20 protein-coding genes and 1 tRNA gene are annotated in these 24,247 nt (G+C 55.2%); 7 read left to right on the top strand and 14 right to left on the bottom strand.

The window, feature by feature from the left end; translation table 11 throughout:
- Nucleotides 1-138: 138 nt before the first annotated feature.
- Complete coding sequence (gene bglX, locus JK232_RS09545; protein ID WP_212589103.1) at nucleotides 139-2,436, bottom strand: beta-glucosidase BglX; 2,298 nt, start codon at nucleotides 2,434-2,436, stop codon at nucleotides 139-141.
- Nucleotides 2,437-2,665: 229 nt separating this feature from the next.
- On the bottom strand, nucleotides 2,666-3,388 hold the full coding sequence (locus tag JK232_RS09540; protein ID WP_072927178.1) for an SDR family NAD(P)-dependent oxidoreductase: 723 nt from the start codon (nucleotides 3,386-3,388) through the stop codon (nucleotides 2,666-2,668).
- Nucleotides 3,389-3,455: 67 nt separating this feature from the next.
- On the opposite strand from JK232_RS09540, the gene JK232_RS09535 reads away from it, so the two are divergent.
- The 4 genes from JK232_RS09535 (at nucleotide 3,456) to JK232_RS09520 (ending at nucleotide 5,635) form a co-directional block, all read left to right on the top strand.
- Nucleotides 3,456-4,085 (top strand): TetR/AcrR family transcriptional regulator, encoded by a 630-nt coding sequence (locus JK232_RS09535; protein WP_079205177.1) that lies wholly within the window; start codon nucleotides 3,456-3,458, stop codon nucleotides 4,083-4,085.
- The gene (locus tag JK232_RS09530; RefSeq protein WP_338086307.1) at nucleotides 3,980-4,495 is read left to right on the top strand and encodes a phage tail protein; all 516 of its coding nucleotides are present in this window, start codon (nucleotides 3,980-3,982) and stop codon (nucleotides 4,493-4,495) included. The genes JK232_RS09535 and JK232_RS09530 overlap by 106 nt, the downstream gene beginning before the upstream one ends.
- Nucleotides 4,496-4,635: 140 nt before the next feature.
- Complete coding sequence (locus JK232_RS09525) at nucleotides 4,636-5,325, top strand: hypothetical protein (protein ID WP_212589102.1); 690 nt, start codon at nucleotides 4,636-4,638, stop codon at nucleotides 5,323-5,325.
- 115 nt (nucleotides 5,326-5,440) lie between these two features.
- Entirely contained in the window at nucleotides 5,441-5,635 is a 195-nt protein-coding gene (locus JK232_RS09520; RefSeq protein ID WP_212589101.1) for a hypothetical protein, read from the top strand.
- A 263-nt stretch (nucleotides 5,636-5,898) separates the two neighbouring features.
- Here the strand turns inward: JK232_RS09520 and JK232_RS09515 are convergent, their stop codons facing one another.
- The 4 genes from JK232_RS09515 to JK232_RS09500 form a co-directional block, all read right to left on the bottom strand.
- Nucleotides 5,899-8,130: a S8 family serine peptidase gene (locus JK232_RS09515; RefSeq protein WP_212589100.1), complete on the bottom strand. Its 2,232-nt coding sequence runs from the start codon at nucleotides 8,128-8,130 to the stop codon at nucleotides 5,899-5,901.
- Nucleotides 8,131-8,133: 3 nt separating this feature from the next.
- Nucleotides 8,134-9,240 (bottom strand): AAA family ATPase, encoded by a 1,107-nt coding sequence (locus JK232_RS09510; protein WP_212589099.1) that lies wholly within the window; start codon nucleotides 9,238-9,240, stop codon nucleotides 8,134-8,136.
- Between the two features lie 361 nt (nucleotides 9,241-9,601).
- Nucleotides 9,602-10,537 (bottom strand): phage portal protein, encoded by a 936-nt coding sequence (locus JK232_RS09505; protein WP_246538449.1) that lies wholly within the window; start codon nucleotides 10,535-10,537, stop codon nucleotides 9,602-9,604.
- A 293-nt stretch (nucleotides 10,538-10,830) separates the two neighbouring features.
- Nucleotides 10,831-10,906 (bottom strand) — tRNA-Ile (locus tag JK232_RS09500).
- 140 nt (nucleotides 10,907-11,046) lie between these two features.
- Here JK232_RS09500 and mug point away from each other — a divergent pair.
- Complete coding sequence (gene mug / locus JK232_RS09495) at nucleotides 11,047-11,553, top strand: G/U mismatch-specific DNA glycosylase (protein ID WP_101858174.1); 507 nt, start codon at nucleotides 11,047-11,049, stop codon at nucleotides 11,551-11,553.
- A gap of 135 nt (nucleotides 11,554-11,688) precedes the next feature.
- On the opposite strand, the gene rpoD is transcribed toward mug, so the two are convergent.
- The 3 genes from rpoD to rpsU form a co-directional block, all read right to left on the bottom strand.
- Nucleotides 11,689-13,530 carry an RNA polymerase sigma factor RpoD gene (rpoD, locus tag JK232_RS09490; protein ID WP_072927213.1) on the bottom strand — a complete coding sequence of 614 codons (1,842 nt, stop codon included), beginning with the start codon at nucleotides 13,528-13,530 and terminating at the stop codon, nucleotides 11,689-11,691.
- Between the two features lie 157 nt (nucleotides 13,531-13,687).
- A complete protein-coding gene (gene dnaG, locus JK232_RS09485; protein WP_072927214.1) occupies nucleotides 13,688-15,436 on the bottom strand; it encodes a DNA primase in 1,749 nt (582 codons plus the stop codon).
- Nucleotides 15,437-15,572: 136 nt separating this feature from the next.
- Nucleotides 15,573-15,788 (bottom strand): 30S ribosomal protein S21, encoded by a 216-nt coding sequence (rpsU, locus tag JK232_RS09480; RefSeq protein ID WP_001144069.1) that lies wholly within the window; start codon nucleotides 15,786-15,788, stop codon nucleotides 15,573-15,575.
- A 372-nt stretch (nucleotides 15,789-16,160) separates the two neighbouring features.
- Between rpsU and tsaD the strand changes: the two genes are divergently transcribed.
- Nucleotides 16,161-17,174 (top strand): tRNA (adenosine(37)-N6)-threonylcarbamoyltransferase complex transferase subunit TsaD, encoded by a 1,014-nt coding sequence (tsaD, locus tag JK232_RS09475; protein ID WP_072927215.1) that lies wholly within the window; start codon nucleotides 16,161-16,163, stop codon nucleotides 17,172-17,174.
- A 144-nt stretch (nucleotides 17,175-17,318) separates the two neighbouring features.
- Here the strand turns inward: tsaD and mqo are convergent, their stop codons facing one another.
- The 5 genes from mqo to galB form a co-directional block, all read right to left on the bottom strand.
- Complete coding sequence (mqo, locus tag JK232_RS09470; protein ID WP_101858173.1) at nucleotides 17,319-18,962, bottom strand: malate dehydrogenase (quinone); 1,644 nt, start codon at nucleotides 18,960-18,962, stop codon at nucleotides 17,319-17,321.
- Between the two features lie 461 nt (nucleotides 18,963-19,423).
- The gene (locus JK232_RS09465) at nucleotides 19,424-20,317 is read right to left on the bottom strand and encodes an NAD(P)-dependent oxidoreductase (RefSeq protein WP_212589098.1); all 894 of its coding nucleotides are present in this window, start codon (nucleotides 20,315-20,317) and stop codon (nucleotides 19,424-19,426) included.
- Nucleotides 20,314-21,408, bottom strand: coding sequence for a 4-oxalomesaconate tautomerase (locus JK232_RS09460; RefSeq protein ID WP_072927220.1), 1,095 nt, complete (start codon nucleotides 21,406-21,408; stop codon nucleotides 20,314-20,316). The genes JK232_RS09465 and JK232_RS09460 overlap by 4 nt, the downstream gene beginning before the upstream one ends.
- Before the next feature lie 5 nt (nucleotides 21,409-21,413).
- Nucleotides 21,414-22,127 (bottom strand): 4-carboxy-4-hydroxy-2-oxoadipate aldolase/oxaloacetate decarboxylase, encoded by a 714-nt coding sequence (locus tag JK232_RS09455; RefSeq protein ID WP_072927222.1) that lies wholly within the window; start codon nucleotides 22,125-22,127, stop codon nucleotides 21,414-21,416.
- Nucleotides 22,124-22,888 (bottom strand): 4-oxalmesaconate hydratase, encoded by a 765-nt coding sequence (gene galB / locus JK232_RS09450; RefSeq protein ID WP_212589097.1) that lies wholly within the window; start codon nucleotides 22,886-22,888, stop codon nucleotides 22,124-22,126. The genes JK232_RS09455 and galB overlap by 4 nt, the downstream gene beginning before the upstream one ends.
- Before the next feature lie 102 nt (nucleotides 22,889-22,990).
- On the opposite strand from galB, the gene JK232_RS09445 reads away from it, so the two are divergent.
- Nucleotides 22,991-24,247: a LysR family transcriptional regulator gene (locus tag JK232_RS09445; protein ID WP_212589096.1), complete on the top strand. Its 1,257-nt coding sequence runs from the start codon at nucleotides 22,991-22,993 to the stop codon at nucleotides 24,245-24,247.

Genomic DNA, 24,247 nt, shown 5'->3' with positions numbered 1-24,247 from the left:
GCGTAGTAACTTTGTTTACAACTGGCATCGTTTACAGCTGGCATCGTTTGCAACCGCCATCATTTACAACTGCCATCGTTTACAATTGCCGTCCTTTCTCTGCCAGAGAAGAGGGCCGGGAAGCCCCCTTCTTCCTGGTTACTCCGTCAGCAGGAAGCTCTGTTTTTTCACATCCTGTGAATCCAGGCCGATAAACACGTTGAACCGTCCCGGCTCTGAAACCCACTTAAGCTGTTGGTTGAAGAAGCGCAGGGCCGTTTCATCTATCGGGAACGTCACTACCTGTTTTTCGCCGGGCTGGAGCATAACCTTCTTGAAGTTTTTCAGCTCCTTGACCGGCCGGGCCAGTGATGCCGTCACATCCTGCAGGTAGAGTTGCACGACAGTGGCCCCGGCGCGGTCACCGGTATTTTTCACCGTCACACTTGCCGTAATGTGGCCTTTAGGGGTCAGCGATGCGCTGGAGAGCGTAATGTCTGACACATTGAACTGCGTATAACTCAACCCATAGCCGAACGGGTAGAGCGGGCCATTGGTAATGTCAAAATAGCGGGACGTGTATTTGTCCGGCTTATTCGGGTTAAACGGACGCCCGGTGTTCAGCACATTGTAATAGAGCGGCACCTGGCCGACGGCACGCGGGAAGGTCATCGGCAGCTTGCCGGACGGGTTATAGTCCCCGAACAGCACGTCCGCCACGGCATTGCCGCCTTCTGTGCCGCTGAACCAGGTTTCGAGGATGGCATCCGCATTGTCATTTTCCCACGGCAGTGCCAGCGGGCGGCCGTTCATCAGCACCAGTACCAGCGGTTTGCCGGTGGCTTTCAGCGCTTTCAGCAGGTCACGCTGGCTCTCCGGGATGGTGATGTCGCTGCGGCTGGAGGCTTCGTGGGCCATCCCCTGGGATTCGCCGACCACGGCGACCACCACATCGGCTTTCTTCGCCACGCTGACCGCTTCGTCAATCATCTCCTGCGCTGGGCGCGGATCGTTAACCACTGCTTTGTCGTAAGAGTTCAGGTAATCCACAATCGCCTGATTGTCCGTGACGTTGGCCCCACGCGCATAGAGCAGGGTGGCTTTGTCACCGGCCACATTCTGCATACCCTGCCACACGGTCACCGTCTGTGCAGACACCCCAGCAGCTGACCAGCTCCCCATGATGTCGCGCTGGCTTTTTGCCAGCGGGCCGACCACGGCGATGGTGCCGCTTTTTGCCAGCGGCAGCGTCTGGGCACGGTTTTTCAGCAGCACCATCGCCGTACGGGCGACTTCACGTGCCTCTTTGCGGTGCAGGCGGCTCTCGGCATTGGTGTCGGCCGGGTCGGTTGAGGCGGGGCCGAGGTGGCGGTAGGCATCGGCAAACAGCCCCATATCCCATTTCACGTCCAGCACATCACGCACTGCCCGGTCGATATCATGCTGGCTGATCAGGCCATCTTTCAGCAGCCCTTTCAGGTAGAGGCCGTACATATTGTCGGCCATGTCCATATCTACCCCGGCCTTAAGCGCCATCGCCGCCGCCTGGCGGTTATTCTCCGCCACGCCATGTTTCACCAGCCCGCCGATCGCCCCGTGGTCGCTGACGGTAACGCCGCGGAAATTCCACTGTTTACGCAGAATGTCATTTAACAGCCAGCTGTTGGAGGTGGCAGGCATGGCATTCACGGCATTCAGCGCCACCATCACCCCTCCGGCCCCGGCGTCAATCGCGGCTTTATAAGGCGGCAGATAATCCTGGAACATTTTCGGCAGTGACATATCCACCGTGTTGTAATCCCGGCCGCCCTCCGCCGCGCCATAGGTGGCGTAGTGTTTCACGTTAGCCATGATACGGTCAGGGGCGGAAGGGTCATCGCCCTGGTAGGCACTGACCAGCACATTCGCCAGCCGTGAGGTCAGGTACGTGTCTTCCCCGAACCCTTCAGAGACGCGCCCCCAGCGGGCATCCCGCGTGATGTCCACCATCGGGGAGAACGTCATGTTCAGGCCGTCTGCGGCGGTTTCAATCGCGGAGATGCGGCCGCTCAGCGCCACGGCGTCCATGTCCCAGCTGGCCGCGAGGCCGAGGCTTATCGGGAAGATGGTGCGCTGGCCGTGCACCACATCATAGGCGTAGAACAGCGGGATCTTCAGGCGGCTGTGCTGCACCTGATCCTGCATACGGCGGATGTCCGGTTTGGTCACGGTATTGAACATTCCGCCCACTTTTCCGGCGCGGATGTCTGCCATGATCGCCTCTTTCGGGTATTCCGGCCCCACCGTGACCAGATTCAGCTGACCAATTTTTTCATCCAGCGTCATCTGCTTCAGCAGATGGTCAATAAAGGCGGTTTTTTCCTTTACCTGATACTGCGGCGCGGGGGGAACCGGCTCCGCATAGACGGGGGAAACTGCCAGACAAACCAGAAGGCCAAGTAAACAACGCTTATTCATCAATCATCCTTTGAACGCTTTATGCCGGTGGGGTACTGCCCTGTGCAAATCGGCCCGGACCTGTCTGCCCGGTAGTGGGGTGAATCTAATATGTCGCCCAAGCCGTTAGCAACTGATATCACGATGCATCAGAAGTTTACACCCAACTTTGCGAGGCATTACGAAAAAAGGACGCAGAGCGTGAAGCCGCCGGCGTCCTGAAAGAGAAGGGGATGTGACAACGCAGATTTTACCAGGGCACCTGGCCATCCCGGACGAAGAACCCGCCGGTGGGGCCGCCCGTTCCTTGCACCGCATACTGCACTATGGTCGCCGCAGCTTCTTCCGGCGGCAGCGGGCCGCTGTGCTGGTTCAGGTCCGTCGCGGTATAGCCGGGGTTAACGGCGTTGACCCGGAACCCTTCCGGTTTCAGCTCCTTCGCCAGCAGCACGGTAAAGGCATTCAGGGCGGTTTTGGAGGAGTTGTAGCTGAAGATATTGACCCCGTGGTAAGCAAAATCGGGGTAACTGTGCAGGCCGAGTGACCCCAGCTCGCTGGAGACATTAATGATATTTTTCTGTTCACCTTGCCGCAGCAGCGGCAGGAACGCCTGCGTGACCTGTACCGGGCCAAGCACATTGACCTCGTAAGTGGCGCGGATGTCATCAGGCTTCGCCTGGCTGGGCGGCGCGGCATCCGCCACGATGCCGGCATTGTTCACCAGCAGATCCAACCGGCCGGCACGGGCGTCCACCTGGGCCGCTGCCGCGGCTATCGAGGCACTGTCGGTGACATCCAGCGCCACGAATTCAACCTGGCCGGCACTTTCCAGCTCCGCCTGTGCTTCTCTGCCACGCGCCGCATCGCGGCAGCCGAGAAACACATGGTAGCCTTGCTGTGCCAGTTGTCTGGCAATCTCTTTGCCGATGCCTTTATTGGCGCCGGTAACCAGGGCAAAACGGGATGTGCTCATTTTGTGCTCCTTTTTGGGGTGAATCGTTATACTATGCAACATCTTTCCCCTTTAGAATTCGCATTCAATGAAGCCTGGTAACCTCCAGCTACAGCCCCGTAAAATGCCGGTTCAGTCGCGATCGGAAGCCACCGTGGACGCGATTCTGGAGGCGACCCTTCAGGTTTTGATCGCCGATGGGCTGGAGCGCTGCACCACCACCCGGGTCGCGGAGCGCGCCGGGGTGTCTGTCGGCACGCTCTACCAATACTTTCCGCACAAACAGTCGCTGCTGAACAGCTTGCTGGCGCGCCATCTTAATGACGTCAGCCAGGCGGTCATCGCCTGTTGCGCAGAGCAGCACGGCACCGCGCTGCAACCGATGATCAGTGCGTTGGTCAGCACCTATCTTGAGGCTAAATTTGCGCGGCCCGAGGCCTCCCGCGCGCTGTATGTGATTGCGATGGATCACGGCGGCGAGGAGATTCTCCAGCAGGTGCAGGATGAGATGCGCGGGGCGGTCAGCGCTTTACTGAGCAGTGCGGCCGACGCCTCCTTTACCGAGGCAGACACCGTGGCGGTGATCCTTATCACCTCGCTTGCCGGGGTGCTGTGCCACGCCGTCGGCAGCGATGCCGCCGCCTCGCCGGACGCCCTGTACCCGCACCTGAACACATTAGGGTATGCCTATGTGAAAGCGTATGCGGTGGAGCGGTAAGGTGGGTAGAAGTAAGAGGCTTAAAGGGCGTTCATATATTTAATGAGCGCATTGCCTCGCCGCCCGCCGCTTTACTGTCGTTTAAATATCAGTATCAGCTTAATCTGGTGATCACCGGCTGTGCCGGAGACATCGACCTGATTGTGGTGCCGGTGCTGGCCTGGCTGCGCAAGAATCAGCCCGACATAATGGCGACCAAAGAGCGACGCGAGTCGGACTTTGTGTATCAGGCCGATGGGATAAGCGACACTGTTTGCGACATCAGCATTGACCTGCAACTGACTGAGCGCGTGATCGTGAAACAGCTCGGTGAGGCGTTGCACGTTGACCATGTGCCGGAGCCGGAGAACGCGGCGCAGCCCGTGCAGCTTTATATCAACCGTGAGCTGGTCAGCGAGTGGCAGGTATGAGTGAGTTACAGGCGTTTGAAGACTGGCTATCGGCGCTGATTGCTAACCTATATCGACTGCACGCAAAGAGATAGCATTGCGAATGCCGTCGTATCCGGTCAATTAGCCTGACAGATACCTTTGACGAGACGGTGGAAGCTGTGCGCGCTGCGGCAGATGCCGGAGACTTTGCGCAGTACATCTCTACACAGGGTGGGGCTAATGTACCGCGTGACGTACAGACCGTGCGCGTAGCCCGCCGTGTAGCCGATGAGTTAAACGCCTATGACGAGGAGGTGAAAAAGGTTGTTGGTATCTTTGCCCCACATCTGGGTGATACACGCATTCATGAAACCCGTTCAACGCAATGGCGCATTGTTGCAGCCGTTGCCGTTGAGAAGTTGACCTTAAAAAGCGCCTCTGGCGCGCCTCGGAGTCCTGTCAATAACTGTGGGTTGGGCAATAACGACCAGGCAGCAAATAACCTTAGCAAGGTGGCTGAAACGGCTATAGAGGCCGCTGTGGGCCAACCAATGGCTGATATTGACTGGGATGACACTGCCGCCGTAAAGGCGATGGTGTCACGGGTTAAGGAGAACGCTCCGCGTATCCGTAAAGGGCAACGCAATTATGATCCCTACCAAGTCCGGGAAGTAGCCCCTTCAGCCAGACTGACGAAAGAGGAGAGGGCGCGCATCGCTCAAATACAGAGCCATCTGCTTAGTAAAGGCCATGAAGCCGCACGCTGGGAGCTGGAAGCGCTTACCAAAGGAGCCGTACTGATTGTTGATCAGGAGCGGATTTCATTCCCCCGTGTTGTTGAGTGGGAGAGCTTCTATCAGGATGAGTAATTAGTGAACTATTAAGCGTTTTTTACGTTAAGGCAACGATTTGTATGGAAATTGTAAGCCATAGAATCTAGTATACTGTATATAAAAACAGTGGTTAGTTGAAAGGGGGATGTTGATGATTGATGTATTACAGCAAGCTGAGGTGCTCGAAAGGATCGCGCTGGTTGCAAAAATAACGACACATGAGAATTGCGAAAATCGTGATCGGGCAGTGGCTATGCTCTGGATAGCCGAGCTTGCAGAGAGAGCTTTAGAGCAGCTTGTGCAACCAAGGAGCCTGCCCAAACCCCCAGGCGGCTCCTTACATTAACCATGCATGTATAGAGTGCATGGTTTTGCATTTGGATCTTAGTACCTGAAATCTCTATCCGCGCCAGCCCTGGCGCGGATCTCGTTGGATCATGCATCTGCATGAAAAGCGATGCATAAAGCGGGCAGGCGTGGCGGGGATAGCATTGCGCGCACGTTCGGAATATGTAAATATAACTTCTTCTAAGTACACTTAAATGCTTTTGCATTAAAAACTCGCGGCACTAAATTATCTCAGTGTCGCTGTATTAATATAAACTTGCATTAAGTAAGATTGTCAAGATGAATATCTTGTTCAATGCTTGCCACTTCTACTTTATTACCTAGTCTTTGTGTCATAGAGTTATAAATCGCTGGATCCTTACCATGACTTTTAAAAGTTAAAACAAAAGAAACATCCTGTTCATCAAGCTCATGGTGGCTTGAATATCCAAATTGGTATAAATCTCTTGTGAAAATTCTCGCATATAATCTAACTTTTTCATTATCAACAGCAACGCCTTTGAAAGATTTACCATGATGCCTCACAGGACTCCATTTCGCTAGTTCTTGCCGAGAATCAATTTCTTTTTCAGTAGACTCTCTCATGGAACCAAGTAAACTTTTTATTTTTCCTTGTTCAGAAATATGTTGTAAAGAACACTGTAATCTTGTGGCAAAATAATTATCTCCGCCCAATTCTGATACTATAGGTTTAAGTATTGCTGTTAAAATGATATCACCCTTTATTTTCCCATTAATAATCATTTCAGATGGCAAAGGAATGTCATTCCAATAGTAAGAGTTTCCTGCCTTTAATTTTGAATTCCATGCTAGAGTGACAGTGCCATCATCACATAACCAAGGCATAGCATTTCCTTTATGCCAAGGCGTTCCCCAGCCAATACGTAGATCATGCTCAATTTCTTCAGCTTTATTTATTAATAGAGCCTTTACTAAATCAGGTGTTGGATTCTTGATGTTTTTGAAAGTATGGGCTGCTATAGATGATATTAGCGGCGCACTAAAACTAGTACCTACATGTATATCACCACCTATCATTCTTAACCTGGAAAACCATGATAATTCTGGCTTTTTCATTCCTGCTGGAGCAGGGCCACGCAAGCTCTGTGGGCAGGCTAGATGTACATCACCATTATCATTTGCTATTCTACCGGCTATGGTTAGAGCAGACTCACAATCCGCTGGAGGACATAATCTCGATTTATTAGAATCATCAATATTTCCAATAGAAATCACAGGTAGTATATTAAATTCACGTGCTATTCCATTGATTTCATGGCCTAAATAACTTATTTCTTCAAAGTTAACTGAAGGGCTAGATTCATTAAAGGAAAGGTTCCAAACCGAGGCTATACCTTTTGTTTTTTCAGCAACAGTTCTCAGATAGCTTACGAATTGTTCAGTTGTTGGCTGGATTTTAACGCCAATTTTATTAATTGCTTGAACACTAATAAATTTACAATCTATGTTCGGAAGGGATAAGTTATTGTTCCAGCCTGAAGCTTGGCAAATAATCGATGTTACTCGATTTCCATGCTTTAAATCTGCATCATATTCGCTAATAAGAGGCTTTATTTTCATCACATTAAATGGTGTGTATGATGCTGCTGAGCAACCTCCATCAATAATGACGACAACCGGAGCATTTTCCTTATCAATCAATTGTGGGGAGGGTTCTTTCCCACTTCCAGGGGGAGAAGATTTTGTAGTGATAGATTTTACAGGCTCAATTCTGTAAATAGCACCGGAACTAATTAGTTTCTGAAAATCATTTCTTGTTTTTAAAACAGTAGTAAATGAGAGATATCCTTCCGCCAAATATCTGTCGAGTTTTTTTATAAATGAGCTGTCTGAAGAAAAATTTTTCTTTTCATCAAAAACGTCCATAAATTTATGATCGCCAAAACTTAAAGTTCCATCTTTAACTAATGATTTTAGATCATTAACAACTGAAATACGTGCATTAGAGTCGTGAAAGGGCAGAAGCCAAACGTTAAATTGGTTTTCGAGAGTAGATGATTCATTAAAACTATCAGATTGATTTTTATTTCTTAAAACTTCTTCTTTACCGAATCCTTTGATGCTTTTAAGTCTTGATATGTCTACTTTAATCTTATCTGTCTGTGCTGAAGTGATTCTTTTAACGATATCTTTCAACTTTTCTTTAGAGGTTTCGACGAGGAAACCTTTATAAGCTGGTGAGACAATTCTTGTAAGTGTGTTAGTTTCAAAAAGATCGTTTGGCGTCCATGAAGGAGCTAAAGAATCATCAAACATTTTTACTAAAAGATGTATTTTACCAGAGTGAGAAATTATTTCTTTATCATTCTGGATAGAATTTAGGTTTTCAGAGAGAACCTTTTTTTGCGCATCTAATCTTGACCAGTTTATACCAGTAGCATTTTTCCCCCCACCGGTAATGCCTTTTGGTGTTGGTTTTTCCAAAAAAGACAGTATCGGGTTTATTGTTGGTTTTCTATTGCCAGTCGCCATAGTTTACTCCTTTAAATAATTAGAAACTGTTTGTCTACTTATACTAAGTAAATTAGCAATCTCAGACTGTGTAAAAAGTTTTGTATTATAAAGTACATTAATAAGCATTTTCTTTATTGCTGGGTCGACTTCATTTGTACCTGGCATGACAGAACTTCTTAAGTCGCTATTTACTATGGAAAAAATAATAGAAGGTACATTTAATTGTGTGTTTTTTAATAACGCTTCTCTTCTAGCAGATATGGAAATAGTTTCAATGTCAGCCCCGCTTAATCCGGACGATATTGCTCCTAATGCTTTTAATTCTTTGCTATTGCCTTTGTCTTTAAATAGGAAGTGATTCCATAGTTCTTCCCTTAAGTCTTGCGTAGGTAAATCAAAAGAAATCTTGAATGGGAATCTTCTCCATATTGCAGGATCTAGTAGTTCGGCATGATTAGTTGCGGCTATAACTATCGAACTATCATCCAGGGAATCAAGTCCTTGTATTAATGTGTTTACGACACGCTTAAGTTCACCGATTTCATGCCTGTCATCTCTTACCTTAGCGACCGCATCAACTTCATCCAATAGTAGTATGCCATTATTGGAAGGAACAAAATCAAAAAGTTGACGCAAATTTTTAGCCGTATCTCCGAGTAAAGATGAAATTACTGAGTCTAATCTGACCACATATAACGGTCTATTAAGCTGAGACGCTATATGTCCAGCGATCAAGGTCTTTCCAGTCCCCGGCGGCCCTGAAAGTAACAGACCCAGCCTACTTGAAAGTCCATTTTCAATAAGCTTTTCTTGATGTTTAACACTTTCTACAAAACTTGTAAAGGTGTGTCGCTCTCTTTCACCTAAAAACAATGGGGTTACAGGCCATTGATGTTCTTCAATCAAAGGCATTCGAGATTTAGGGTCAACTGGTAAGCTGTCGCTGTAACCTGAACTACGCAAGGGGACACCTTTACGCCTTAATACAGATTTAATTTTTTTTGCGGTATCCAGATCATCAATACTAATAGCTCGGGCAATGCGATTACTCACGCTACGTACTTCAGAATAATTCGCATCTAAAGATGCTTCAATCAGAGCTACAATATCTTCTACTAAAACCTTCATGCTTGTTCCTGGTTAACATGTGACAAGATAAATTCGTATTTTGTACTAATAAAATTGAATATTGTTAACGTTAATTGCTTTTTTGTCAATACGGGTGTGGGAGACGTATTGTTCTTGAGAGTTAAAATTTTGGAAGAAAAGGATGATATTTAAGTTAATCAACAAGATATTGCTGGTAAAAAAAGTAAAGAGAGTAAAATATCTTTTTTATGCAATTGAGTAGTTGTCGCGATCAGCCCAATAAACCACACTAAACTGACCTTATGACCCATTAAAAATCAGACTTTGCAAAGCCATGTTAAATAATAAAAATCAATAATTTAAGTGTGGTTTGCATCGTGTGGAGTATAAATCGCGTTCATCAAGACGGTTTTTCTATTTCCAATGAATAAGCCCGGAAAGTGATCACCTCTTCCCTTATCCATTCGTTGATCTCTTTCATCCGCTCCTGTAACGGTGACAGCTCGTTTCTGACAAACACCTGCGACGCCTTTACCGCATCCCCAAAGCCGCCGGAGTTGTCCGGGATAATCCCCATCATCTGCGGCGGCACGCGGTGCGCGCTTAACAGGTCGTCGCGGCTGGCTTTCTTGATGTTGAAAAAGTCGTCTTTGGTGGCGACCTCACTGAGCGGTAAGATTTTGATGCCGTCCGGTTTGCCGTTGGGCGCGTACATAAACAGGTTGCGGAAATTCCCCAGTCCTTTGGTGTCACGCATTGCCTGGCGCATCTTCTCAATGTCACTGCTGCTCTGTGCGGCGTCGGTCATATACAGAATGTAGCCCGCGTGCGCCCCGTTCTGGTAATACTTGCGCCGAAACAGCGTGGCCGACTCATTGAGCCATGCGGAATTAAGCGCGCTGAGGTATTCCGGCAGCCCGTACAGCTCCTGATTAATGTCCGGCTCGACCAGATGGAACACGCTGCCGGCCGCAAATTCATGCGGCTCCTTCCAGTCATTCACAAACCAATACACCCCCTCCTCAATGCCCCGGCGGGTAAATTTAGCCGGTGAGCACTCCAGGCGCAGCGGCGCGCCGAGCGCATTTTTGCGCAGCTCTACAAAGGCATTCCCGAATACCAGATAGTCGAGCGCGATGCGGCTGAATTCCTGCTGTGTCAGCAGCGGGTGCGGGATAAAGGTCGAGGCCAGGATATTGCGCTTTACGTAAATCGGTGAACTGTGATGCACGGCGGCGCGCAGGCTTTTCGCCAGCCCGTGAAAGCTTACCGGCGGCTCATACCAGCGGCCGTTACCGATGCACTCGGCATAATCCAAAATATCGCGCTTATCCATCACCGGCGTCGGGTCACCAAAGCTGAATGCCTGTGGCTGCGGCAAGTTGCGTGAATGCCTGATCGTGGAAATGATTGTCAGGCTTGAAGACGTAAAACCTGCGCCACCACATCCAGGCAGATCGCAACAAGGCACCTTATGGATGTAAACAGGCCCCGCAAAAGCGGGGCTTTTTTATGTCTAGAGCATGAGGGCTTTAAAAATGCATCGCCATTTCATCGCCACTTTGATTTGACCAAATAAAAAAGCCACCGTTAGAGGTGGCTTAAATATATGATTATAAGGCTAAAATTTGGTGGCCCCTGTTGGGTTTGAACCAACGACCAAGCGATTATGAGTCGCCTGCTCTAACCACTGAGCTAAGGGGCCGGGCGGCGTGATTATACGGCAGTTCTCATCAGCAGGTCTACCTTTGCCCGGCTGGATGGCGGTTTTCTGCTCAGATTAGTCTGTTGTAATTTCTGGAGGTTTTTGCGATAACCAAAAGAAATGTATCGCTGGGGATTGATATGATTAAGGACATCCTGACAGAGGGGTTGCAGGTGGTGTTTTGCGGGATTAATCCGGGGTTATCCACCGCGCACCACGGGTATCACTTCGCCAACAGCAATAACCGGTTCTGGAAAGTGATCCATCTGGCCGGCTTTACTGCGCGGCAACTGCGACCGGAAGAGGAGCAGCATCTGCTGGATACCGGCTGCGGCATCACCCGCCTGGTGGACCGGCCAACGGTGGAAGCCTCTGAGCTGGCGCGGGCGGAGTTGCGGCAGGGCGGGGAGGCGCTGCGGGAGAAGATCCTGCGTTATCAGCCACGGGCGCTGGCGGTGCTGGGCAAACAGGCTTACAGCAGCGCCTTTGGCGTCAGGAAAGTGGCCTGGGGGCGTCAGCCGGAAAGCATCGGTGAGACGGCGGTGTGGGTGCTGCCCAACCCCAGCGGGTTGAACCGCGCATCGCTTGACGAGCTGGTGGCGGCATACCGCGAACTCTATCTTGACCTGACCCAACGCGCGCCGTAACCCATAAGCTGAACCGGGCACGCTCCGGCAGGCGGATAGCGGCTATCGTGAATGCTATTCCCCTCTGCGCAGGCCTCAGACCGCAGGCATAAAAAAAGCCCCTTACGGGGCTTTTTTGTGGCGGCAACCGGGCGATTAATCGTCCAGGAAACTGCGCAGTACTTCAGAGCGGCTCGGATGGCGCAGTTTACGCAGCGCCTTCGCTTCAATCTGGCGGATACGCTCACGCGTGACGTCAAACTGTTTGCCCACTTCTTCCAGCGTGTGGTCGGTGTTCATGTCGATACCGAAACGCATACGCAGCACTTTCGCCTCACGCGCCGTCAGGCCGGCCAGCACGTCGTGCGTGGCAGAGCGCAGGCTCTCGGAGGTCGCGGAGTCCAGCGGCAGCTCCAGCGTCGTGTCTTCAATGAAGTCGCCCAGATGCGAATCTTCATCATCACCAATCGGCGTCTCCATGGAGATCGGCTCTTTGGCAATCTTCAGCACTTTGCGGATCTTGTCTTCCGGCATTAGCATACGTTCAGCCAGCTCTTCCGGCGTCGGTTCGCGGCCCATCTCCTGCAGCATCTGGCGCGAGATACGGTTGAGCTTGTTGATGGTCTCAATCATATGCACCGGAATACGGATGGTACGCGCCTGGTCAGCGATGGAACGGGTAATCGCCTGACGGATCCACCAGGTGGCGTAGGTCGAGAACTTGTAACCACGGCGGTATTCGAACTTGTCTACCGCTTTCATCAGGCCGATGTTGCCTTCCTGAATCAGGTCCAGGAACTGCAGGCCACGGTTGGTGTATTTTTTGGCGATAGAAATCACCAGACGCAAGTTCGCTTCCACCATCTCTTTCTTGGCGCGGCGCGCTTTCGCTTCACCAATCGACATACGGCGGTTGATGTCTTTGACCTGCTCGATGGTCAGGCCGGTCTCTTCCTCGATCTGACGCAGCTTTTGCAGGCTGCGCTGGACATCTTCACTGACGTCTTTCAGCTTCTCAGACCACGGCTTGGCCATCGCGACGGCCGCTTCGAACCAGACGTCGCTGGTCTCATTGCCGGCGAACAGGTTGACGAAGTTTTTCTTCGGCATTTTGCACTGTTCAACGCACAGCTTCATGATGATGCGTTCCTGGGTACGGACGCGATCCATCATGGAACGCATGCTGTTGACCAGGAAATCGAACTGTTTCGGCACCAGGCGGAACTGTTTGAAGATCTCAGAAAGCTTCAGGATCTCTTCTGCGGCGCTGGCGTGGCTGCGGCCTTTGGTCTTGATGACGTTACGGGTCGCTTCATACTGCTCACGCAGGTCGGTGAATTTCTGGCGCGCCAGTTCAGGGTCGATGCTGTTGTCATCGTCGCTGCTGTCGTCGTCTTCATCTTCATCTTCGTCTTCGTCGTCCAGTTCCTCGTTCGGCAGTTCAGAGCCAACGTGGGTGGCGGTCGGGGCGATATCCTCTTCCGCGTTCGGGTCAACAAAGCCGGTGATCAGGTCAGACAGGCGGGACTCGCCGGCTTCCACACGATCATACTGTTCCAGCAGGTAGGTAATCGCTTCCGGGTATTCGGCAACGGAGCACTGCACCTGGTTGATACCGTCTTCGATGCGTTTGGCGATGTCAATTTCACCTTCACGCGTCAGCAGTTCAACGGTACCCATTTCGCGCATATACATGCGCACCGGATCGGTCGTACGGCCAATCTCAGACTCAACGCTGGACAACACCTGGGCGGCCGCTTCGGCCGCGTCTTCGTCGGTGTCATTGGTGTTTTCGGCCAGCATCAAATCATCGGCGTCCGGTGCTTCTTCCAGCACCTGAATGCCCATGTCGTTAATCATCTGGATGATGTCTTCGATCTGGTCGGAGTCGACGATATCTTCCGGCAGATGGTCATTGACCTCAGCATAGGTCAGATAGCCTTGCTCCTTACCACGGGTGACAAGAAGTTTGAGCTGTGACTGCGGGTTTTGCTCCATAAGACGGTATCCACACTTCAGAGTATTTGGGTTGGTGTCGGTCGGCGAAACCGCCAACGATAACATTTGGGGCGTTTTTGTTGTTGCCGCGGCCCGCTATGGCGGCATCGTGCAGGGCATCGCCCCGCTATATATCGGCACTTAAGCCGTCAGATGGTCATTTTTTTTTCGCCAGTACCTGGTTGAGAGAGCGAACCTCTTCCCGTTCTTCCGTGCTCAAACCATGCGTCCGGGCGCGCGCGATTAGCGTCTCCAGCCGTTGCTCCAGAACGGAGTCATACAGGCTGGCCAGCGTGTCCACAAATGTTTCCTCAACCATATCCTCTACGATCATGTGGTTCCATGTCGCCAGGATTTCAAGCTGCTGGCTGTACTTATTATCGCGATATTGTTCCAGCAACTGGCCGGTGGTCAGCCCCGGCTGGGCCAGGCAGGTCTCGACCAGTTCGACAAACAGGTCAAAGCCCGGCAGTCCGGCTTGTTCCACGCCTTGCAGCGAAGGAATAAGTGTAGCCAGCCGGGGATTTTGTACCAACAATCCTATCAGTATACGCATTGTCGTGCGTTTTAGCTGGGGCGGCTGGTAGCTATTTGCGCTTTCACCCTGTTTGGGCAGCAGCTTCTCCAGCTGGCTGTCATCCAGGATGCCCAGCTTGTTGCCGAGTTGCTGGCGCAGGTAAAGACGTAACGTTTCACCCGGTACCTGCCCGATCAGCGGCAATGCCAGGGTGCTTAATTTGGCGCGCCCGTCAGGGCTGCTCAAATCCACCTGCGGCAGCAGCGTTTCGAACAAGAAGGTCGAGAGCGGTTGAGCCTGCTCCATGCGCTGCTCAAAGGCCGCTTTGCCCTCTTTACGGATCAGGGTGTCGGGGTCTTCGCCGTCAGGCAAAAACATAAAGCGCAGCTGGCGGCCGTCAGTCAGGTAGGGCAGGGCGGTTTCCAGCGCGCGCCAGGCCGCCTCACGGCCGGCACGGTCGCCGTCATAGCAGCACACCACGTTGTCAGTGGCGCGGAACATCAGCTGGATGTGGTCAGCGGTGGTCGAGGTGCCGAGCGAGGCCACGGCATAATCGATGCCGAACTGCGCCAGTGCCACCACGTCCATATAACCTTCCACCACCAGCAAACGGGCCAGCTCCGGGTGGCTTTGCTGCGCTTCATACAGGCCGTACAACTGGCGGCCTTTATGGAAAATCTCGGTTTCCGGGGAGTTGAGATACTTGGGTACCCCATCACCCAGCACCCGCCCGCCAAAGGCGATCACCCGCCCGCGTTTGTCGCGGATAGGGAACATCACCCGTTCGCGGAAGCGGTCATAAACCCGCCCCTGGTCGTTGGTGACCAGCATCCCGGCGTCATTCAACGCGGTACGGCCGTCACTGTTTTTACCAAAGCGCTTCAGGGTGTTATCCCATCCGGCCGGGGCAAAGCCAATCGCAAAGTGCTGGATAATCTCCTGGCTCAGGCCGCGCTGTTGCAGGTAGTCGCGGGCGACCTGCGCAGTGGGCTGAGCCAGGGCGTGCTGATAATGGGTGCTCAGCTGTTCCATCAGCTGGTACAGGCTCTGGCGCTGATGGCGTTCAATCTGGGAGGGGCCGGACCCTGCCTCGTAAGGCACGTCCAGGCCATGCATGGTTGCCAGTTCCTCAATGCTTTCGACAAACTCCAGCCTGTCGTAATTCATCAGGAAATCGATGGCATTGCCATGCGCGCCGCAGCCGAAACAGTGGTAAAACTGCTTCTCGCCATTGACGGTGAAAGAGGGGGTTTTCTCATTGTGGAACGGGCAGCACGCATGATAATTCCTGCCCTGCTTTTTCAGCTTCACCCTGGCATCGATCAAATCGATGATGTCAGTGCGCGCCAGCAGGTCATTGATAAATACACGCGGGATTCGTCCAGCCATAAGCCCCTTGCTCACCAGCCTATAAACGACAACAAGCCGCGCATTCCTTTCGGAAAGCACGGCCTTCGTATACTACTACTCAGTCTGCGCGTTTTTCGAAATGACCAAACCACGCGGTGGGGTTACCCCCGAAAAATTAGTACAGACGAGTACGGCGTGCGTTTTCGCGAGCCAGTTTCTTCGCGTGACGTTTCACAGCAGAAGCTTTAGCGCGTTTACGTTCGGTAGTCGGTTTTTCATAGAACTCACGACGACGAACTTCAGCTAAAACACCCGCTTTTTCGCAGGAACGTTTGAAACGACGCAGAGCTACGTCGAACGGCTCGTTTTCACGTACTTTAATTACCGGCATGTGCCTCTCACCTCAATAAAATCGGTTTGTCGCTGGCCTGTGGCGCCAGCCATTTTCAAAATGGTGCGGAATTTTACTTCAATGGGTGCTGCTTTGTAAAGCACCACAGCAAATTGGCATGGGCAGGACGGCCAGCAAATGTGCTCGCTTATGCGCAAGCGGGTGATTATATACCAATCAATCGGGAATACCCGTGATTAATCAGTGCGGCGCGTAAATTTCCCCGGTGTTCAGGCAGAGAAAAGGTCAGGATTTAACGCAGGCCGGGCGGGCGGGGGCCGCGAAGACGGTGTTGAGCCGCCCCCAGATAGTGGTAAACTGCGCGCCGCGCCGCCCGCGTCGGGGCGCCGTTCGAAACAGGTGGAAAAGGCAATGCGCGTATTAGGTATCGAAACGTCCTGCGATGAGACCGGCATCGCAATTTATGACGATCAACAAGGTCTGCTGGCCAATGAATTGTACAGCCAGGTGAAATTGCATGCGGACTACGGCGGCGTGGTGCCGGAACTGGCCTCGCGTGACCACGTCCGCAAGACGGTGCCGCTGATTCAGGCCGCGCTGAAGGATGCGGGCCTGCAGGGCAGTGACATCGATGCGGTGGCGTATACCGCCGGGCCGGGGCTGGTCGGCGCGCTGCTGGTGGGGGCGACCATCGGCCGTTCGCTGGCGTTCGCCTGGGGCGTGCCTGCGGTGCCGGTACACCATATGGAAGGCCACCTGCTGGCCCCGATGCTGGAAGACAACCCGCCGTCGTTCCCGTTTGTGGCGCTGCTGGTTTCCGGCGGGCACACCCAGCTCATCAGCGTGACCGGCATTGGTGAATACCGGCTGCTGGGCGAGTCGATTGACGATGCCGCCGGGGAAGCCTTCGACAAAACCGCCAAGTTGCTGGGGCTGGACTACCCCGGCGGCCCGATGCTGTCGAAAATGGCGCAGCAGGGGCAGGCGGGGCGCTTTACGTTCCCCCGGCCGATGACCGATCGCCCAGGGCTGGATTTCAGCTTCTCCGGCCTGAAGACGTTTGCTGCCAATACCATCCGCGGCAATGAGTCTGACGATCAGACCAAAGCAGACATTGCCCGCGCCTTTGAAGATGCGGTGGTGGATACCCTGGCGATCAAGTGCAAGCGGGCGCTGGAGGAGACCGGCTTCTCCCGGCTGGTGATGGCGGGCGGCGTGAGCGCCAACCGCACCCTGCGCAGCAAGCTGGCGGAGATGATGCAGAAGCGCCGTGGCGAGGTGTTCTACGCCCGCCCGGAGTTCTGCACCGACAACGGCGCAATGATCGCTTACGCGGGCATGGTGCGCCTTAAAGCAGGCAACACCGGTGGGCTGGGCATCACCGTGCGTCCGCGCTGGCCGCTGGCAGAGCTGCCGGCCGTGTAACCTGCCGCCGCGTACATCCGCGGTGGGCACACAAAGCATCTGCCGCTGTACATCCGCGGTGGGCACACAAAAAAAAGCGCCGGGCAATCTGCACCGGCGCTTTTTTTATGTTTCCCCGGCATGGCACCGGGGAAAAGGAGAGGCTTAGAGCTGCATGTCGGTCGCGGCTTTGGCTTCTACTTTGCTTTCACTGGCCGGAGCCACGACAGCCGGGGTATCCTGCGGGATCATCGGCGGCGGGGTCAGTTGCAGCGTCTGGCTGGTCATCTGCCATTCCTGCTCGGTCAGCTGCGGGTTGCCGTTCAGCTTCTTGCCGTAGGTTGGGATAATTTCACGCATCTTCGCCTGCCAGGCCGGGGTCGCCATCTTGTCTTTGAACGCTTTTTCCAGCAGGTTCACCATGATCGGTGCTGCAGTGGACGCGCCCGGAGATGCGCCCAGCAGGGCTGCCAGGGTGCCTTCTTTGTCGCTTACGATCTCAGTGCCGAGACGCAGTACGCCGCCTTTCTCTTCATCTTTCTTGATGATCTGCACGCGCTGGCCTGCCTGCCACAGACGCCAGTCTTCTTTACGCGCTTCTGGGAAGTATTCCTGCAGCGCTTTGAAGCGGTCGTCGTCAGACATCATCAGCTGACCGGCCAGGTACTCAACCAGCGGGTATTCATCGATCCCAACATGCATCATCGGCACGATGTTATGCACGGTGGTGCTCTTCGCCAGATCCCACAGAGAACCCTCTTTCAGGAACTTGGTGGAGAAGGTAGCGAATGGCCCGAACAGGATCACGCGCTTGCCGTCCAGCACACGGGTATCCAGGTGCGGTACGGACATCGGCGGGGAGCCGACGGACGCTTTGCCGTACACTTTCGCCAGGTGTTTGCTGGCCACTTCCGGGTTCTCGGTCACCAGGAAGGAACCGCCCACCGGGAAACCGGCGTAGTTTTTGCCTTCCGGAATACCGGATTTCTGCAACAGCGGCAGAGACGCACCGCCCGCCCCGATAAAGACGAATTTCGCATCAATGCTGTGCTCTTCGCCGTTATTTTTCAGGTCAGCCACGGTAACGTGCCAGCTGTTGTCCGGGTTGCGTTTCAGGTCACGCACTTCCGTGGAGAGATCCAGCGTGAAGTTTTTCTTCTGTTGCAGGTTGCCGACGAACTGGCGGGTGATCTCACCAAAGTTCACGTCGGTGCCGATCGGCATCCAGGTGGCGGCCACTTTCTGCTTCGGATCACGGCCATCCATCACCAGCGGGATCCATTTCTGGATCTCTTTCGGGTCGTCAGAATACTGCATGCCCTGGAACAGGGTGCTCTTCTGCAACGCCAGGTAACGCTTGTGCAGGTAATCGACGTTCTCATCGCCCCAGACGAAACTCATGTGCGGCGTGGAGTTAATAAAGGAGTGCGGGTTCTTCAGAACGCCCTGTTTCACCTGGTGAGACCAGAATTGACGGGAGATCTGGAAACCTTCGTTGATCTCAACCGCTTTCGCGATCTCAATCTCGCCATTCTCTTTTTCCGGCGTGTAGTTCATTTCCGCCAGTGCAGAGTGGCCGGTACCGGCATTATTCCAACCGTTGGAACTCTCTTTTGCCACACCGTCCAGGCGCTCAACCATGGCCATTGACCAATCCGGTTCCAGCTCACTCAGATAGGTGCCCAGGGTGGCGCTCATAATACCGCCGCCGATCAACAGGACATCCACTTTCTGGTCTTCCGCTGCGTGCGCGAGCGTGCTGCTGAGCAACGCGGATGAGCACAACAAAGCCACTACTTTCATCTTCATTACGACTACCTTGCCAGGACTTGTTCAGAAAAAATATTATTTATCAATAACATAAAAACGTCCCTCGCCGCTGGAGGAACCTTTTGAAGGTATGATAATTACGAAGCAAATATGCAACCTTTGCGCAACGCGGCGGAATATATCATTTAACAGCCGTTTAATTAAAGTCCCTTTGTCAGTTAATAACCGACGGAGTCAATAACCATTCAGTAACGCATTGTTATTAGCCTTAAGAAGGAAGCGGACTTAAATCAAATCATGATTGAGGGCAGAATAAATGCGCGGGATAAGCCCGGAAAACGACGCAGAAATAACCGCTAAAGTGAAAGGGAAATAAAAAGTCTGATTATTCTAAAAAAAGAACCGGCGGGCGGATAATTATACGTCAGGTTAATTTAATGTTGATTTAATGTGAATGAAAATGAGGCGTAAAATAAGGGGCCGATCCGGCCCCCAACCCTCTACTTTTTGGCGTACAGCGTATCGATCGTCTGCTGCCAGACAAACGGCGTCAATTGCGCATAGGTCAGATCGCGTGCGGCCAGCGCGTCCACCATGCCTTGTTGGGTCTGCGCGGTGGCCTGGCTCATGGCGGCGGGCACCTGCACATCCTGCAACGTTTTCACCACTTCCTGCATCTCTTCAGCGCGGCGGCGGCCATGCTCCGCCACCCGGCTGATCAGGTAGTGCGGAAACTCCCCCTGCCAGCCGAGCGACGGGAAGCTGGCGTGCAGGGAGTCAATCACCGCCTGCTCCACGCCGTACTGGCGCGCGGCGCTCAAACATTCCGTGGTCAGCGCCTCCAGCCCTTTGATCATCACACTGCGGCACATCTTAATGGCGGACGCCTCGCCCACTTCACGGCTCCAGACCCGGCAATGGAAGCCGAGGCTATTCAGCTTCGGGCCTATCTCCTCTGCGCGCGGCCCACCGATCAGCAGCGGCGTGGCAAGGCGCTGCGGCGGCACCGGGGCCATCACCGCCACATCGAGGTAATCTGCGCCGTGCTGCTCAATCAATGCCGCGGCGGCTCGCTTGGTGTTGGGTGCCACGGAGTTCAGGTCGAGAAACACCTGCCCGCCGGTCAGCAGCGGGGCGCACTGGGCCGCCACGTCCAGCGCATTGGCGGCGGTCACGACAGAGAAGACCCACGTCGCCCCCTGCACCGCATCCGCCGGCGACAGGGCGGGGCGCACGCCGCAGCGGGCGGCTTTCGCCAGCATCGCGCCGCGCGTCCCGCCCAGCAACTGGCTGTCCCAGACGGTGACCTGCACGCCGCGCGCCTGCATCTCTTCTGCCAGGATGGCACCGGCTTCACCAAAGCCAATCAACGTAACACGGGCTATTTCCATCATCGTGCTCCTTCAAACGGCCATACGGCGGCCGGGATCAACACATTGCCGTCAAAAATCAGCCGGGCCGTGCGCAACAGGCCGCACCCGGCCAGCTGTTGCTGCGCATCCAGCCGCAACAGCACGCTGAATTCGCCGCCCGGATGCTCCACGCTCAGGCGCTGCGGGTTTTGCCCTGGGGTAAGCGCTGCCAGCCCTTCCGCCACGCTGCCGGGGATCAGGCAGGCGCTGGCGACGCTCACCGCGCCCAGCACCCCGATTGAGGCGTGGCAACGGTGCGGGATAAACGTGCGGCTGGAAATTGTCCCGCCATGGCGCGGCGCAGCCAATAGCGTCATTTTCGGCACGCTGCGATCACTGACGTCACCGAGGTTCATCTTCGGCCCCATTTGCAGGCGAATCGACTCCAGCCGCTGTTTCAGTTCGCTGTCGGCATCCAGTTGTTCGCGGCTCTCGTAACCGCTGCGATCCAGATCCGCCGCACGCACCAGCACCACCGGCATACCGTTATCAATGCAGGTGACGTCAATGCCGTCAACGCGATCGCGCGCCGCGCCGGTGGGCAGCAGCGCGCCGCAACTGGAACCGGCGATGTCGGCGAAGGTCAGCACCACCTCGGCGGCCGTGCCGGGCACGCCGTCAATGTGCAGCCCGCCGTCATAGTTCACGGCGCTGTCCGGCGTTGCCACCTGGGCGACGGCAACCTGCCCGGTGTTCTCCATGAAAATACGGACTTCCGTGACACCGGGCCGGGCGGGCACCAGCCCGCGCTCAATGGCAAACGGGCCGACGGCGGCGAGGATGTTGCCGCAGTTCTGGCCGTAATCCACCACCGCCTTATCCACATTCACCTGCGCGAACAGGTAATCCACATCGGCATCCGGGCGTTTGGAACGCGCCACTATCGCGACTTTGCTGGTCAGCGGATCGGCCCCGCCGAGGCCGTCGATCTGGCGCGGATCGGGCGATCCCATCACCGCCAGCAGCACGCGGTCACGCAATACAGGATCGGCAGGCAGATCGGCGGCCAGAAAACAGGCCGCTTTCGAGGTGCCGCCACGCATCAGCAAACAAGGGATCCGGCGCTGGCGCATTTTACTTACTCCCCCAGCTCATGCAGGCTGTCGACATAGCGCAGCCCTTTTTCCGCCAGGCGCGGGCGCATCTGGTAGATGTCCAGCCCCAGTTCGCCCTGCGCCATACGCGCGCGTTTGCTCTCCTCAAGCTCCGCACGTTTGCGGCTGGCGGCGGCTACCCCGGCCGCCTCGGCATGGCGTACCACCACCACACCGTCATCATCCGCCACCATCACATCACCGGGGACGATCAACTGCCCGGCGCACACCACCGGCACGTTGACGGAACCCAGCGTCTCTTTGACCGTGCCCTGCGCATACACCGCCCGTGACCAGACGGCGAACCCCATCTCACGCAGGGTGCGGGTGTCACGCACACCGACATCCGCAATCAGCCCGCGCACGCCGCGTGCCTGCAATGAGGTCGCCAGCAAATCGCCGAAATAGCCATCGCTGCAAGGGGAGGTGGGGGCGACCACCAGCACATCACCCGGCCGGCACTGCTCAACCGCGACGTGGAACATCCAGTTGTCACCGGGGGCGACCAGCACCGTCACGGCGCTGCCGGCAATGCCGTGATCCTGCTGGATCGGGCGGATCGCCGGGTCCAGCAGCCCTTTGCGCCCCTGCGCTTCATGCACCGTTGCCACACCGTAAGCGGCCAGGGTGTCGATCACCGCGTGGTCTGCGCGGGGAATGTTGCGCACCACGACGCCGCGTTTGCCGAGATGACTCATGTCAGATCCTCCGTGACGCGTGGGAAAATGCTCTGATAGCCTTCCCCGTAAATGATGTCGCGGCTGCTGGTGATGCCGACGTTACGTTTGGCCTGCACGCCGCGCTGTTGCGCCACGCGGGTGTAGTATTCCCACAGGTGCTCCTGCCCGGCCATGCATTGGATCGCCTGGTATTTCTTATCCCAGACGGAGGTGATGTCGAGCAGCACATCCGGTTTCCACTCACACTGTTCCGGCTGGTGCGGCTCAAAGCAGTAGACCGGCGGCGCACCGACAACCGGCTCGCCGGGGCGGTACCCCTCAGCCTGGGCGATGATGCGTGCCTCCTGTGCCAGGTGGGTCGCCAGCGGGTGATCGTAGTTGTACGGGTCTTTCAGCGAATGGGTCAGCACGAAGTGCGGCTGTACGCGGCGGTAAACATCCGCCAGGCGGAACAGCGCGTCTTTGTCTGCCCGCAAGGGGTAGTCGCCCATATCAAAAAACTCGATGCTCGCGCCGAGGATCTCCGCCGCCGCGTTGGCCTCTTCCCGGCGGGCTGCTTTGACGCTCTCTTCAGTCATGTTGCCTTTGCGCCACAGTTTGGCGGACTCACCGCGTTCGCCAAATGAGAGACAAACCACATGGACGTCGTAACCCTGCGCGTGGTGCAGGGCAATGGCGCCGCCGGCGCGCCAGACGAAATCGGCAGAGTGGGCGCTGACAACCAGCGCACTTTTTTTCAGGGTGGCATTGTTCATGATGTCCTCCGGGTTTTTTTCCATGCTGGCACGCCGTCCGGTATGGCGATAATTCATTCGATTGCAGCAGGTATGCGTTTTATTTATATTGCCCATCAGGATCGTGTTTGCAGGGTGGGGAAAATCATGCAGCTGACAGCCCATGATGAAGGGGTAAACCTGATGCAAATCAGGGCGTTTATTCAGGTGGTGGAGCAGGGCAGCGTCTCGCGTGCGGCAGATGAGTTATTCCGTACCCAGTCGGCGGTGACGCGTGCCATCCGCGATTTGGAGCAACGGCTGGCGGTGCCGCTGTTTGAGCGCCATGCAGGCGGCATGATGCTGACAGACTTCGGCAAATGCGTGCTGCCGCGGGCGCGGCGGGCGTTGGCAGAACTGCACCAGGTGCCGCTGCTGCTGGCGCGGCTGCGCGGCCGGCCGGCCCCGGCGCGCAGCGAGGCAGAGCCGCTCTGGCTGTTCAACGTGCGGCGGCTGCATATTTTCATCACCCTGTGCCAGACCCGCCATATGCAGACGGTGGCCGCGCAACTCGGCCTCAGCCAGCCGGCGGTCAGTGCCGCGCTGAAAGTGCTGGAGAATGGCGCGGGCATCGCACTGCTGGAGCGCACCCCGCACGGCATGATGCCGTCACTGGCCGGGCGTGAGATGGAGCCGAACATCCGCCGCGCCCTGAACGAGCTGAACCACATTCCGGCCGATATCGCCGCCCGGCGCGGGGTGCTGGCGGGCACGGTGCGCATCGGCGCGCTGCCGCTGGGGCGCACGCGGCTGCTGCCGCAGGCGATTATCCGGCTGACGGCGCGCTACCCGGCGGTCAGGGTCATTACCAATGAGAGCGCATTCGGCACCCTGGCGGCTGAGATGCGCGCCGGGGACATCGATTTTATTTTCGGGGCGCTGCGCAACAGCAGCGATGCCGCTGACATCACGCGCGAGACGCTGTTTCGTGAGGAGATGGTGCTGCTGGCGCGGCGGGATCACCCACTGGTGACGCCATCACTGAGCGCGGAGGATCTGCGCCGGGCGCGCTGGGTGTTGCCGCGGGCGGCGACACCGGCACGCCGCCTGCTGGACGGCTGCTTCCGGGCGATGGGCATCCCGGCGCCGGAGCCGGTGGTGGAGAGCGGTGATCTGGCGTTGGTGCGCGGGCTGTTGCTGCATTCAGAGATGGTGGCGGCGGTGTCAGCGCATCAGCTGGAGCATGAGCTGGCCAGCGGCGAGCTGGTGGTGCTGCCGCTGACCCTGCCGGACACCGGCCGCGATATCGGGTTGACCTGCCGCGCGGGCTGCCTGCATTCACCTGCCGCGCAGGCGATGATCGACTGCCTGCGCGAGGTGTGTGCCGAAGGGCAGGATCAGGCCGGTTTACCCGCGACCCCATAA

Source organism: Nissabacter archeti (assembly GCF_018257325.1).
In the GTDB taxonomy this organism is placed as follows: domain Bacteria; phylum Pseudomonadota; class Gammaproteobacteria; order Enterobacterales; family Enterobacteriaceae; genus Chimaeribacter; species Chimaeribacter arupi.
Note: the sequence above shows the minus strand (reverse complement) of the source record. Positions and strands in the feature narration are given on the sequence as shown.